Annotated in this window: 6 protein-coding genes; all 6 read right to left on the bottom strand. The window is 76.9% G+C overall.

Translation table 11 applies throughout. The features are described from left to right. Nucleotides 1-274: 274 nt before the first annotated feature. The 6 genes from AC3AQ1_RS07195 to AC3AQ1_RS07220 all read right to left on the bottom strand — a co-directional run bounded on the left by AC3AQ1_RS07195 (nt 275) and on the right by AC3AQ1_RS07220 (nt 14222). The gene (locus AC3AQ1_RS07195; protein ID WP_159096429.1) at nt 275-2809 is read right to left on the bottom strand and encodes a transglutaminase-like domain-containing protein; all 2535 of its coding nucleotides are present in this window, start codon (nt 2807-2809) and stop codon (nt 275-277) included. A gap of 203 nt (nt 2810-3012) precedes the next feature. Further along, nucleotides 3013-4254, bottom strand: coding sequence for a DUF58 domain-containing protein (locus tag AC3AQ1_RS07200; protein WP_108718427.1), 1242 nt, complete (start codon nt 4252-4254; stop codon nt 3013-3015). 1 nt (nt 4255) lies between these two features. Then, complete coding sequence (locus tag AC3AQ1_RS07205; protein ID WP_108718428.1) at nt 4256-5215, bottom strand: AAA family ATPase; 960 nt, start codon at nt 5213-5215, stop codon at nt 4256-4258. Between the two features lie 121 nt (nt 5216-5336). After that, on the bottom strand, nt 5337-11288 hold the full coding sequence (locus AC3AQ1_RS07210) for a fibronectin type III domain-containing protein (RefSeq protein ID WP_139986236.1): 5952 nt from the start codon (nt 11286-11288) through the stop codon (nt 5337-5339). After that, nucleotides 11275-12723 carry a serine/threonine-protein kinase gene (locus AC3AQ1_RS07215; protein WP_108718430.1) on the bottom strand — a complete coding sequence of 483 codons (1449 nt, stop codon included), beginning with the start codon at nt 12721-12723 and terminating at the stop codon, nt 11275-11277. The genes AC3AQ1_RS07210 and AC3AQ1_RS07215 overlap by 14 nt, the downstream gene beginning before the upstream one ends. Continuing rightward, nucleotides 12720-14222, bottom strand: coding sequence for an FHA domain-containing protein (locus AC3AQ1_RS07220; protein WP_108718431.1), 1503 nt, complete (start codon nt 14220-14222; stop codon nt 12720-12722). Before AC3AQ1_RS07220 ends, AC3AQ1_RS07215 begins: the two co-directional genes overlap by 4 nt. Between the last annotated feature and the right edge of the window lie 68 nt (nt 14223-14290).

A 14290-nucleotide genomic window follows, 5' to 3' on the forward strand; every position in this document is an offset into this window, starting at 1 on the left:
ACCACCACGCGTGTGCGGTGGCCATGGCGACGGCGGTGGCCACGTGGCACGCGCCAGGAGCAGCAGTGGCGCGCCTGACGTGGACACGGCCATCGCGGTGGCCACCAGGCACGCGGCGGACATGGTCGCGGCGCGCCTGACGTGGACAAGGCGACTGCGGTGGCCACCTGGCACGCGGCGGGCATGGCCGCGGCGCGCCTGACGTGGACACGGCGCGCCCCGCGGCCACGTGGAGCGCGCCTGCGGCGCTCGCAGCCGCCTCAGACGAGTGACGTCACCCGCGACGGCGGAGCGAGCGGATCGAGACCTGCGCGCGCAGCCGCTGCCACCGGCTCAGCTGGCCGAGCAGTCCCGTGCGGACCTCGCCCGCGGCGCGCCAGGCCTCGGCGCCCTGCTCGGGCGTCGGCTCGGAGGGCCCGAACTGCGCGGCGTCGGCGCGGGCGGCGACGACGTCGAGCGCATGGGCCGTCGCCGCGGCGCGCGCGGCCGGACCGTCGGCGGGCGGACGCGGGACAGTCCAGGGGTCCGCGGGTGCGGCCCACGGATCCGCTGGTGCGGCCCACGGATCCGCTGGTGCCGCCCAGGGATCCGCGGGTGCCGCGCCCGGTCCCCACGCGGTGCCGACCCCCGGATCGCTGCCAGCACCCGCAGCGGTCCCGGCACCCGCAGCGGTCCCGGCACCCGCAGCGGTCCCGGCACCCACGGCACCGGCCGCACCGGCCCTGGCCCCACGACGCACAGAGGCCCCACGACCCGCCCCCGCCTCGACCCACGCCTCCTCCTGCGCGGCAGCAGTGGCGAGCGCGAACGCGCCGAGGTCGGCGGCGGCCTCGCGGCGCGTCGCGGTGGGAGGGGGCGCGCGCCGCACGTCGGTCGCGAGCGCCACCACCTCGGCCCAGGCTCCGGCCGCCCGGCGGCGCGGGTCGGGATCGCTGCGGCGGGCCCGGGCGCGGGCCGCCTTGGCCGCCAGGACCACGAGGAACGGCACCGCGAGCAGCAGCAGACCGCCTGCGGTCGCGCCGGCGACCGCCCACACCCAGCCCGCGCCCGCGTCCTCGGGCTCGGGGTCGGGCCGGTCCTGCGGACGCACGTCGTTCGGCTCCGCCGTCGGCGCCTGCGTGGGCGGCGGCTGCGTGGGCCGCGGCTGCGTCACGAGCGGCTGGTTCTCCGGGTCGGTGACCACCTCGGAGGTGTCGGGGGTGCGCGACTTGTCCGGGGTCGGGTAGAAGGGCACCCAGCCCACGCCGTCGAACGCGATCTCGACCCACGCGTCCACGTCCCTGCCGTGCACCGGGTAGGACCCGTCCGGCCCGGCCTCGCCGTCGACGGGCACGTCGAACCCCATGACGACCCGCGCGGGCAGGCCCAGCTCGCGCGCCATGAGCGCCATGGCAGACGCGTACTGCTCGCCGTTGCCGACCATGAGGTCGGACTCCAGGAGCGTGGTCATGCGGTCCGCGCCGTGCCCGGCGGGCGTGCCCTCGGTCAGGCCGTCGGAGTAGTAGCCCGAGCCCGCGAGGCGCTGCTCGAGCGCGCGGGCCATCACGATCGGCGTGTCCGCGGCGCCGACCCACTCGCGCGCCACGAGCCCGACCACCTCGGGCACGCCGGTCACCGGCCCGAGGTCCACGTCCGCCACGCCGACGTCGGCGAGCGCGGCGTCCTCGACCGCCGGCTCGACGGCGGCCTCGATCCGGTAGGTGTCACCCTCGCTGAGGCCGTCGACCAGCACGGCGCTCGTCGTGGCGTCGTTGTAGCGCAGCGCGTCGCGCAGCTCCGGCGTCGCGTCGAAGCTCCGCATCGAACCCACGGTGGGCAGCCACACACCGGTCAGCCCGCGCACGGTGACGTCCAGCGCGACCGGGTCGCCGACCACCGCGCGCTCGCCGGCCACGCGCCGGAAGTCGCCCGAGGACTGCCCGCCGGTGCCGCTGCTCACCGACGTCGTCCACACCACCCCGTCGTAGGAGTCCATCACCGCGGTACGCAGCCGCGTCCCGGCCACGTCGGCGGCGGTGTCGCCGGAGATCTCGAGCTCGACGTCGTCGTCGGCCTTCACGAACTTGCGGAACGTCGCGAGCGGGCTCTCGTAGGCGGCGGGGTCGAACGGCGGGACCACCTGGTCGCGCACCACGAGCCGGTCCAGCGGCGCGAGCGCCCACGGCGTCGCGAGGCCCGCGACGATCGGGATCACCAGCAGCACCGCGAGGGACACCGGCCGCTGCATCCGAGCGCCGCGCAGCAGCCCGGCCGCGACGATCCCGACGGCGCCGATCGCCACCCCGAGCACCGCCGGCAGCACGGCCCGCGCGTCCCCGAGCACGAGCGCGGCCGGGAGCACGACGGGCGGGACGAGCCCTGCCGCGGGCGCCCACGCGCGTCCCCGCAGGCCCAGCACGACGACGAGCGCGGTGCCCGCGAAGCTCAGCAGCCACGGCGCGACGAGCACGCCCGGTACCTCCCCGATCGGCGGGGTCAGCGTCAGCGCGTCCTTCCAGGACGTCACGATCCCGCCGAGCAGCGCCATCAGCGAGGCGCCCAGCGAGCCGCCGGCTCGCCAGGGAGGCGCGACGGCGATCATCCCCCCGCCGAGGTAGCCCACCACGAGCGCGGCGAGGGTGAGCGCCGCGCCCCACCGGCGCCATGTGGTCAGCAGAGCGAACGCCGCCCCGAGCACGGCGCCGATGCCGCCCACCCGGACGAGGACCGGTGGGTCGACGACGGGCAGCAGCGGCAGCAGCGCGGCCGGCACGGCGAGCACGAGCAGCGCCACGGCGACCACCCGGGGCCAGCCGCGCGCCCCGTCCACGAGCCGCGCGTCCGGGGCGTCCGCGCGCCCATGATCGGCGCGTCCGGCGTCCGCGGGACCGCTACCCGGGCGCCCACCGTCCGGCCGCAGGCCGCCGGGCCGCGGCGCGTCCGGGCCGCCGGGCCGCCCGACCGGGCGCACCGCCCGTGCGCTCCCCGTCCTGCCGACGCGCGCCGTGCCCCCCGTGATCCCCGACGGCCCGGTCATGGCAGCGCCCCGCGGACGAGGCCGGGCAGGGAAGCGAGGTCGCCGCACCGCGCGAGAGTCTGGTGCCCGTCGGTGGCGACCTCGACCTCGGCGCCCACATCGCACGAGACGGCGACGACGACGGCGTCCACCGGCAGCGCGTGCAGCGCCGCCCGGACCTGCGCGGCGCGCGTGCGCGCCCCCATCACGAGCACGACCATCGACGCATCCGGGACCTCCCGGGCCACCCACGCCGTGGCGGCCGCGACGTCGAACCCGTCCGACGTCGCCTCGACGGCGGAGAACGCGTCGAGCGCGGCCACGGACGTCGCCACCGGGATCGCTCGCCCCGCGTGGGCGATGACGTCGCGCTCCTCGCGGACCGCCTGGACCACCCACGACGCCGCGACGGAGACCGCGAGCTCGAGGTCCTCCTCACCCGCGTACCCGGCCGACCCGGTCGCGAGCACGACGGCGGTGCGGGTGCGCCGCACGTCCTCGTCCTGACGCACCATCACCTGGCCGAGCCGCGCCGTCGAGCGCCAGTGGATGCGCCGGACGTCGTCACCGGGGACGTACTCGCGCAGCGCGTGGAACTCGAGGCTGACCTCCGCGAGCGACGGCGTGGCGCCGCCCTCGAGGTCGCGCAGCAGGCCGCTCGCGGTCTGGCCGAGCGCGATCGTGCGCGGGTGCACGATGACCTCGATCGGGGGTGTCCAGGTCCGTCGGCGACGCACGAGCCCGGCGGCGTCGGAGCGCACCGTCGCGGCCGGCCCCACCGTGAGCACGGCGCGCCGCGTGGTCGGGATCCGGAACACGTTCTCGTCGACCGCACCGGGGCCGAGCGCGGGCACGGGGAACGTCGCCAGGCTGCCGCCGACGGGCAGCTCCAGCTGCGCGGGCAGCAGCCGGCGCCGCGCGGCGTTGCGCACGAGCACCCGGCCCAGCACGCGCTCGCCCTGGGTGACGCGTCGAGCGGCCAGGTCCAGCTCGACGTCGTACGTCGACGCGCCCCACGCCTGGACGCCCGCGACGAGCAGCGCGACGAGCGCGAAGGCGCCGAGCGCCAGCAGCTCGGCCCAGTCCGTGAGCAGCCCGGCGACCAGCGCCGCGACCCCGACGACGAGCACGCTCCAGCCGATCGGCGTGACCGAGCCGCCCCCCGCGCGGATGCGCGCGAGCCGCGCGAGCCACGCGGGCGTCGCCCGGCGTGGTGCGGGCGCGCCCGGTCGACGGTGCGCGCGCCTCCCGCCGGCCATCTCAGAGGCCCGGGTTGGGGGGCGGCTGCGCGGCCAGGACGTCCGCGACGACCTGCTCGGCGTCGGTGCCGGTGAGCTCGGCGTCGGGATCCAGCACGAGGCGGTGGGAGAGCACCGGGAGGGCGAGCTCCTTGACGTCGTCGGGCACCACGTAGTTGCGCCCCTGCGAGGCCGCCCACACCTTGGCGAGCCGCACGAGCGCGAGCCCGCCGCGCACCGAGGAGCCGAGCCGGCAGCGCGGGTCCGCGCGGGTCGCCTCGACGAGGCCGTTGGCGTAGCGCAGCACCGCCCGGTCCACGTAGACGGTCGACGCCGCACGCGACATGGCGGCGACGTCCGCCGTGCCGACCACGGGGGTGAGCCGCGAGGTGCGGTCGCGCTCGGCCGAGCCGGCGAGGATGTCCAGGGCGGCCTCGGTGTCGGGGTAGCCGAGCGAGAGCTTGACGAGGAACCGGTCGAGCTGAGCCTCCGGCAGGCGGTACGTGCCGGCCTGCTCGATGGGGTTCTGGGTCGCGATGACCATGAAGACGTCGGGCACGGGGTGGGTCACGCCGTCGACCGTGATGTGGCCCTCCTCCATCACCTCCAGCAGCGCGGACTGCGTCTTCGGGGACGCGCGGTTGATCTCGTCCGCGAGCACGATCGACGCGAACACCGGACCGCGGTGGAACTCGAACGTGCCGTGCGCCTGGTCGTACACCGACACGCCCGTGACGTCGGAGGGCAGCAGGTCGGGGGTGAACTGGACCCGGCTCGTGCTCCCGTCGACCGACGCCGCGAGCGCCCGTGCGAGGGACGTCTTGCCCGTTCCGGGGGCGTCCTCGAGCAGGACGTGACCCCGCGCGAGGAGCGCGCCGACCACGAGGCGCACCGCGTGCTCCTTGCCCAGGAGGGCGTGGCCGACGTTGAGCACCATCGAGTCGAAGGTCGCCGCGAACGCGGTGGCCTCCTGCTCGGGCATGGGGGGCGTGGTCACCGGGCGTCCTCCTGGACTGTCTGCGCTGCGTGCGCTGCGTGCTCTGAGTGCTCTGAGTGCGGTGCGTGTGCTGCGGGCTGGGTCGGCGGTCGCCGGCCGCGCGTGCTCATGGTGTCGCACTCGCGGTCGGGGTCGCCTCGGGCGTCGGCTCCGGCACGCGCACGGTGACCTCGGCCGGCGCCGAGGCGCCCTGGGCGTTCTCGACGACGACGCGCACCACGTGGTCACCGGGCGTGAGCGGCAGCAGCGAGGTCCACGTGAGGTCCCCGACGCCGACGACGCCGCGGTCGCCGTCGAGGCGCACCTCGGTCCCCGTGATCCCCGACCCGCCGTCGTTGACCCGCCAGGTCGCGGTGACCCGGCCGTTCGAGCCGAGCTCCGCCCGCAGCTCGTAGACCTGCGGCCGGGTCACGGCCGTGACGGGGCCGGCGCTCGCCGCGGGCCCGGTGGCACCGACCGAGCTGATCGCCGTCACCGACGCGGTGACCTGCGTCCCGCCCGCGAGGGAGCCGATCGTGTACGAGGTCCCGGCCACCTCCGTGCTGCGCGCGACGCCCGACTGGACCCAGTCGAGCCGGTAGCGGTCCACCGTGATGCCCTGGCCACCGGCGTCGCCGGGCGGGGTCCACGAGACGGTGACCGACCCCTGGCCGGGCTCGGCGCCGCCGCCGACGTCGAGCCGCACGCCGCCGGGCGCGCCGGGCGCCGTCCACACGCGCGCCGTCGCCGGCGGACCCCACGCCGACCAGCCCACACCGTTCTGGGCGCGCACCCGGATCTGGTAGGTCGCTCCGAGCTGGGCGCCGGCCATCGACCACGACGTCGAGGCCGCCGTCGCGTTCTGCGTGCCCCCGGGTCCGGTGACCTCCACCTCGTAGAGCGTGACCGCGTCGCCGTTGCCGTTCGCGGCCGGCCACGACGCCTGGAGCGCCGTGCTGCCGTCCGGGCGGTACTCGTTCGGCACCGTCGGCAGGCCGGGCGGGAGCGGCACGCCGGCCGGGATCCCGCGAGCGGGCGCGCTCACCGGCCCGGGGCCCTTGGCGTTCACGGCCTGCACGGTGGCGGTGTACTCGGTGCCGTTGGCGAGTCCGTCGATCGTGCGCGAGAGCAGGGTGCCGGCCACCTCGACGCGGATGCCGCCGGGCTCGAGCTGGACCACGTAGGAGCTCACCGGCGACCCGCGCGTGACGGCGGCGGCCCAGCTCACGGTCAGCGCGCCGTCGCCCCGCACCACCTGAACCGACGCGGGCGCGTCCGGGATGACGTCGGGGCGCACCGGGGCGGACGGCGCCCCCGGCGGGGACGCGCCGACCTCGTTGAGCGCGATCACGGTGAAGGTGTAGTCGGTGTTGTTGACGAGCCCGGTGATCTGGCAGACCGTGCTGGGGCAGGCGGTGACGGTCCCGCCCGGCTGCGTGGTGACCTGGTACTCGTAGATCGGCGAGCCGTTCATGGCCGGCGGCGACCACGTGAGGTCCACGACCGTGTCGCCGGGCACCGCGCTCGGAGCCGGCGGCGGGTCGGGCGGGCCGACCACCGTGACCGTGAGCGTCCCCTCGGCGATCCGGGCCGCGTCCCCCGTCGCGTCCATCGCCTGGAAGCGGATCGTCATCACCTGCGCGCGGCCGGCCTCGGGGGTCACGACGACGGACTCCCCGCTCGTGGCCACGTCGCCGCTCCCGGCGACGAGGGTCGCGCCGACCAGGCGCAGCGGGGTCTCGGGGAAGGGGTTGTAGGCGCCGGCGAGCACGTCGACCGAGCGCGACTGGCCCGCCCGGGCGTCCGGGACGGACCGGTCCAGGACGCGCGGCAGCGGATGCCGCGTCGGCACCACCCGCAGCTCGACCCGGGCCAGCACGGGCTCGCTGCCGCCGTAGGAGACGGCCAGCCCGACCGAGCCGCGCGTGCCGACCGGCGCGTCGGCGGCGGCCGAGGCGGTGAGGCGCGACCCGGTGAGGGTGACGTCGAAGCCCAGCGGGGTCTCGCCGTCGAGCGCGTAGGAGTAGCGCTGCGGCGTCCCCGTGCCGTCGGCGACGGAGGAGGTCAGGTTGAGCAGGTCGACGGAGACGGCCGCGTCGCCGGCACCCACCTCGAGCGTCGTCGCGGTGAACGTGGGCGGGTAGGCCTCGGCCGCGAGCACCGTGACGGGGAACGTGAGGAGCGAGACGCGGGTGGTGGGATCGTCCAGCGGTCCGTCCGCGACCTCGGCCGATACGGACGCCGGACCCGCGTAGCCCGCCTGGGGCGTGAACGTGAGGGTGTCGGCGTCGACGACCAGCGCCGCGCCCGGCTCGGCGCGGGTGGCCTGCACCGTCGTGGAGTCGGCGACCTGCGGCTCCTTGCCGGGCGCGACGCGGACCTGGTCGGACAGGTCGAACGTCAGCGTCTCCCCCGACACCACCGACAGCGCCGGCGCCCGCGAGCGCAGCACCGGCGGGAAGTCGCCGAGCGCGGGCACCGTGATGAACGCGATGCCGGCGGTGTCCGGAGCGCTCGCGCTGGTGAGCAGGTACGGCACGGTGCGCGTCGTCGGGCCCAGCGTGACGACGACGTCGCCGTTCCCGGCGACCCGCGCGACGCCGTCGTACCCGGCCGGGAGCGACACGGTGAGATCCGAGACGGGGCCGGAGGGGTTGCGGGCCACGCTCAGCACGTCGACGTCCGCCTCAGTGAGGCCGATGGTGTCCGCGGGTCGCACCACGACGTCGGCCGCGACCGGCGGCAGGAGCGCCGCGTCAGCACGGACCTCGACGACGAGCAGCGCCTGCGCGAAGCCACCGGTCGCGGTGGTGACGGTGTACAGGACGTTGACCACCCCCTCGGCCGAGCCGGCGACGACGTCGATCGCCCCGTCCTGGACCGTCGCGGTGATCCCGTCCCCGTCCGGCTCGAGGGCGTCGCCCAGGACGAGCGCCTCGCCCGAGGCGTCGGAGTCGTTCTCGAGCACCGGGACCCGCACGGTCTGGCCCGGGCGGAGCGAGACGAGGTCGTCGACGGCCGTGACGGTGTTCGTCGGGTCGGGCCGCGGCACCACGGCCACCCGGATCTGCGCCCGGGCGCGCTGCCCGGTCCAGTCCTCGACGGCGTACTGGAACGTGTCGGTGCCCGTCTCCCCCGGCAGCGCCTCGTACTCCAGCCAGGTGCTGCCGACGTCGGTAATCCGCCCGAGCGTCGGCGCCGTCGCCGGACCCTGCAGCATCACGCCGTCGCCGTCCTCGTCAATCCCCACGAGCGGCACGTCGATGCGCACGCTCTCGCCCGCGAACACCCGCACCTCGAGGTCGCGCGGACGCGCGGGCGCCTTGGCGTCGGCGTCCGCCCCGTGCACCGAGAGCTGCACGCGCGCACCGACCCGGTTGCCGCTCGCGTCGACGACCTCGACCTTGCCCTGGTAGGTGCCGGGCTCCTCCGGCGCCTGGTAGCGCACGACGTCGCCCGTCACGTAGAGCGTGCCCGCCGCCGGCTGCTCGACGATCTGCGGCACGAGACTGAGCGCCTCCCCGTCGGGGTCGCGGGCGCCGTCGAGCACGCGCAGCGTGACCACGCCGCCGGTGCGCACGTCCGCGGCGGTGTCGTCGACCACGGGCGGCCCGACCTGGGCAGGCGCCGGGAGGGGCACGACGGCGATCGTCCCCGTCGTCGCCGTCACCCCGTCGGTCAGGGTGTAGGTGAGCTCGACCGGCTTGTCGAAGGACCGCATCCGGCGCACCGTGACGAGCTGGTGGTCGTGCACGGAGGCCTCGACCACGCCGTCGGACGGGCCGGTGACGTCGAGGACGAAACCGGGGACGCCGGGTGGCAGCACGTCGTTGGCGAGCGGGTCGAGCGTGCCCTCGCCGGTGGCCGGCAGGTAGAGCACGTCGCGGGTCGCGACGAGGGCCGACGGCGCGTCCTCCTGCGCGACGACGTCGATCCGCGCGAGCCCGCGCGCCTCCTGGCCGGCGGAGACCACGACGAACGGCACGACGTAGCTGCCGGGCGCCTGCGCCGTCACGGTGAACGTGCCCGCGGCGAGGTCGGCGTCGACGGTGAGGCCCGCCGTCGTGCCCACGCTCGCGAGCCGCGCGGGCTCGGCACCGCGCGACAGCACGGCCCCGAGCGGGTCGAGCGTGACTGGGGTGCCCGCCACGGTGGCGGCGTGCACCGGGCCGAGGCGCGGGGGCGCGGACGCGGCGGCGACGACGTCGACGGCGAGCGTCGCCTCGACGGGCGTCGCGCCGTCGCTGACCATCGCGGTCACCGTCTGGCGACCGAGGGCCGAGCCCTGGGGGCGCACCGTGAGCAGACCGTCGGGGTCGATCGAGACGTTCGCGTCGCCGTCGGACGTCGCGCTCAGGAGCTGCAGGTCGTCGCCGTCCGGGTCGAGGAGGTCACCGAGCAGGTCGTAGCGCGCCTCGCCGCCCTGCTCCACGGTGAGCGTCTCGGTGCGCACCTGGACGGGCGCGCCCTGCTCGTCGGGCCCGCGGACGGTCACGGTGACTTCCGCCTCGGCGGGCGTGGTCGTGGCGCGGCCGTCGCTCACGGTGTAGCGGAAGGTCTGCTGCCCGGTCGCGCCGGGCGCGAGGGTGACCTGAAGGGCCCGGCCGTCGTACACGGGCACGACGGTGCCGAAGTCCTCGGGCAGCACCGTGAGGCTCGCGACGGCGAGCACGCCGCACGCGCGCGAGGAGTCGTTGTCCAGCACCGGCAGGATCGCGGTGGCGCCGGCCCGCACGCCGAACTGGTCGGCGGTCGCGAGCGGGTCGGACTCCTCCTCGGTGCAGGCGGTGCGCTCGTTCGTGACGACCTGCTCCTGCTCCTCGTTCACCTGCCCGGAGTCGGAGTCGAGCACGGTGTCCCACGCGGGCTCGCGCCGCTCGGACGACTCCTGCGGGACCCAGAGGAAGCCGCCGGTCGCGTCGTTGAGCACGACGCGACCGCGGTTGACCCGGAACACGGGCGCGACCTGCGGGTCCATCCCGTCCAGGTCGCTCACCGCGGGTCCGTCGCCGCAGTCGACGGCGTAGCTCCCGGTCGCGGACGCCCACGCCGCGTGCAGGCACGCACCCACCCGCACCGGGACGGCGGGCGTGCCGGAGCCGCCGGTCGGGGTCTCGGTGACGTCCCCGCCGGAGAGGTCCACCTGGACGAGGGACGTGCGGGTGGCGAGCGCGACGACGTCGGCCGCGTCGCCGGAGCGCTGGAGCACGCCCGCCGCCGGCACCGGGACGGCGCCGTCCGGCGTGGACAGCACGGCGCCGTCGGTCGCGACGAGGTCCTCCCCCACGACGGTCGCGGTGCTCCACGACCCACCGGGGGCCCGGTCACGGTCCCGGACGTGGCTGGTGACGACCTCCTCGCCGTCGACGTGCGCCTCGACCTCCTCGCCGTCGGCCGTGAGGCCGCGCGCCACGCCGTCGACACCGAGCGCCACGGCGCCGCCGAGCCCGACGGTGAGGTCGGGCTCGTCGGCGTCGACCCGGAGCGTCGCGAGCGTCTCCAGCGGACGCAGCCACGCGTTGCCGGTGGAGGGGTCGGTGACCAGGACCGTGCGGTCCTGCAGGTCGACCTCGGCGTCGGGCGGCACGTCGACGCGCGAGGTGGTCACGACCATCGTGGGGTCCACGACGCTGATCCGACCGGGCTCGAGGAGCAGCACGTCGGTGCCCTGCTGCAGCACGTCCAGGCGCGGGCTGGTGGCGAGCAGGCCGCCGGTGAGGGAGTCGATCGTGACGTTGTACCGGCCGAGGACGAGCCGGCTGCCGTTCGTGACCCACACCCCGCCGTCGTCCACCTGCACCTGGGTGGTCGTGAGGCCGGGGTAGGCGAGCGCGCCGACGGCGAGCAGCACCGGCACCGCCACGGCCGCGGTGCGCCGCGCGGCGCGCGGGTCGACAGGCCCGCTGCCACCGCGGTGCTGACCACGGTTGCCGGCCCGTCCCCGGCCCTGGCCCGCACGGGCGTCGCGCCCCGCGTCGGCCCGGCCGCCCGACCGGCCGCCCCGCGGGCGCACGGCGTCCCACCACCGGGCCAGCGGGCCGCGTCCCGGCGTCCCGTGCGCGGCGTCAGTCCTGGACACAGACGTTCCCCGGGTTCATCGAGGCGGCGCCGTCCGCGCGCACGATCACGACGTCGACGCACACCGGGTCACTCGCCTCGGCGGGCACGAGGGCGCGCGGCTCCGTGACGATCGTGCGCTCGCCGGTGGTGCCGGGGCCGCTGAGCGACCACGCGTAGGTGTCGCCCGTGCGCGGCGAGGGGTTCACCCACGTCACCTCGACGCCGCCGGGCACCCGGGTGGCCGTGAGGTCGGTGGGCGTCGGCGCGGTGGTGCCGAGCGCGAGCGTGGACGTCGCCTGGGCCGTGGGCGTGGGGTCGGCTCTGGAGCCCAGCCGGGAGAGCAGCCACACCGCGGCCACGGTGCCGACCAGCACGAGCACGACGGCGAGCATCACCCGGGCGCTTCGGCCCTCCCCCGCGCCGCGTCCGTCGCCGTGGCCTCCGCGCGGGTCCGCCTCCGGGACGTCCGCGATCTCGATCGGCCGGACCCGGGTGGGGTCCCAGGGCTGCAGCGGCCCGGCCTGCCGGGCCGCCTCGCCGGGGTTGATCGAGGTGCCGGTCTGGTCGACCCAGGCGGCGCCGCGCTGGGGGACCTCGGGCAGGTCGAGCTCGGTCACGGGCAGCGACAGCTCGAGCTCGACCTGCTGCAGCGCACGACCGAGGTCCGCGGCCGAGCGGTAGCGCGCGGCCGCGGGGCCGAGCGCGCGGTGCAGCACCGACTCGAGGCTCTGCGGCACGTCGGGTCGGCCGACCGGCGGCGGGTTGCCGCGCTCGATGCGCGCCATGAGCTCGTACGGGTCGTTGTCCGCGCCGGGCACCTCGAACGGCGAGCGCTGCGCGAGCAGGGCGTAGAGCGTCGCGCCGAGGGAGTAGATGTCCGAGCGCTCGTCGGCGGTGCCGCGCACGAGCACCTCGGGCGCCGCCCAGGGCACGGAGACGCCCGCGGCCGAGCCCGCCCCGACGGCGCCGGCGATCCCGAAGTCCGCGAGCGCGGGCCAGCCGAAGTCGGTCACGAGCACGTTGGCGGGCTTGATGTCGCGGTGCAGCACGCCCGCGCGGTGCGCGGTCTCCACGGCCGACGCGAGCCGGATGCCGATCCGCAGCACCTCGGGCACGCCGAGTCGCTGGCGGCGGTACACCGAGCCGAGGCCCGGCCGCGCGCAGTACTCCATGACGATGTAGGGCCGCCCGTCGGCGGAGACCCCGGCCGAGTGCACGGTGACGATCGAGGGGTGGCGCGAGAGCTCGGCGAGGTAGTCGGCCTCGGCCTCGAGCGCGGCGGAGAGCGCCTCGGTGTCGGCCCCGCCCTCGGGTGCGGCGAGGACCTTGACGGCGACGACGCGGCGGGGCGAGCGCTGCTGGTAGGTGTAGACGTCGGCGTGCCCGCCGTGGCCCACGAGCGCCATCGGGGTGTACCCGTCGATCGCCGGCGGGCCCGACGTGCGGGCCGTCATGCCTGCACCTCGACGGTCAGGTGCACCCCGTCCCCGAGGTCGATCACGCTGCCGACGTCCACGGTGGTCGGGACGCCGGGGCGCGGGCGCACGGGCGGGCGGTAGCGGTGCTTGACCTGCAGGCCGTTCGTCGACTCCAGGTCGGTCACGAGGACGTTCCCGTCGACGACCTCGACCCGGGCGTGGGTGCGCGAGATGTCGCCGTTCGGGCTGGGCACGACGAGCAGGCGCGGCGGGGTCCGGCCAGGACCGGTCGCGGCGTGGTGAGGCGCCCGGCCCACGAGCACCGACCGGTCCAGCGGGACGCGCTCGCCGGTCACCAGGCGCAGTGCGAACTGGCGGGGCGCGAGCGAGGCCGGGTCGTAGGCGAGCGCGGGCAGGCCGGCGGCGAGCAGCGTGTCGTCGTCGGGGCCCTCCTCGGCGCCGGGCGCCGGCGCCGCGAAGGGCGAGGCGGGGTGCCCAGCCTGCCCTGACTGCCCGATCTGCTCGGGCTGCCCGGACTGCTTGGCTCGGGTCACCGCCGTCGCGACCCGGGTCCCCGGCATGGCGCCCGCGGCGTCGGCGGCGCCTGCCGCACCCTGGGCGGTGAGGACCAGGGGGAGCCCGTCGGTGCTCGGGGCCCGCTGCGACCGTCGGCCCTCGGGGCCCGTCACGGGGCCGGCCTCAGCGCCGGCTCCAGAGCCCGTCGCCGCACCGTCCAGCGCGCCGGCCCGCTTGCTGCGCCACGAGCCGGCGATCCGGCCGTCCGGTCGCGGGACCGGCGGACGCCCGCCTGTGCGGTCGGGCCGACCGTGCTGGTCACGGTCGACGAGGTCGCCGTCGCCGGTCGCGGCAGGGGCGACGGCGGGTGACGGGTCGGTCGCCGCCTCCGGCGTGACCTGCGGCTCCCGGCGACGGCTCGCATCGAGCTCGGAATCGGACGCGGCGGCCGGCGCGTGCGGCACGCGGACCGGCGCGGGCGTGGACAGCGGTCCGGGCCCCGGCGCGAAGACCGACGGCGAGCCGTGCCCCGGCGCGAGGGACGCCACCTCGGCGGCCTCCCGCCCCGCCGCGGACGGAGTCGGGCCGTCACCGGCAGCCGGTCCGAGCATCGCGCCCTGGGCGCGGACGACGCCCGCCACGAGCGGCAGGCCGGCCCCCGCGGCCGGCGCCGAACCGCCGTACAACGTCACCGTCGCGTGCACGGGGACCTGCCGCTCGAGCCAGGTGTCGGTCCCGCGACCGGTCAGCGTGACCATGTCCTCGCCGTCGCCCACGACGGCGCCGACGTCGCCGCGCAGGACGAGCGTGCGCTGGTCACCGTGCGCGACAGCAACGGCGAAGTCACCGACCGCGACGAAGCCGCGGGCGAGAATCGCGCCGAGGACGCCGGTGTGACGGGTGGCGGAGGCCGCGAGGTCCCAGATCTCGGCGACGAGCTCCTCGGGGGCGCGCGGAGTCAGGAGGGCGACCACGCCCCCCCGCGCGACCACGAAGCCGCTCCCCTGCAGGTACCGCACGGTGAATCGTAACCCGCGCCATCCCGGGCCCGAGGTCGGGCCTTCGCCGCGACACGGGCCGTCGCGAG

The sequence above is a fragment of the Miniimonas sp. S16 genome, assembly GCF_057748195.1.

Excerpts from the sequence above, each read along its gene's own strand:
- AC3AQ1_RS07200 (WP_108718427.1), bottom strand. The coding sequence starts at position 4,254 with ATGGCCGGCGGGAGGCGCGCGCACCGTCGACCGGGCGCGCCCGCACCA.
- AC3AQ1_RS07205 (WP_108718428.1), bottom strand. The coding sequence starts at position 5,215 with ATGCCCGAGCAGGAGGCCACCGCGTTCGCGGCGACCTTCGACTCGATG.
- AC3AQ1_RS07215 (WP_108718430.1), bottom strand. The coding sequence starts at position 12,723 with ATGACGGCCCGCACGTCGGGCCCGCCGGCGATCGACGGGTACACCCCG.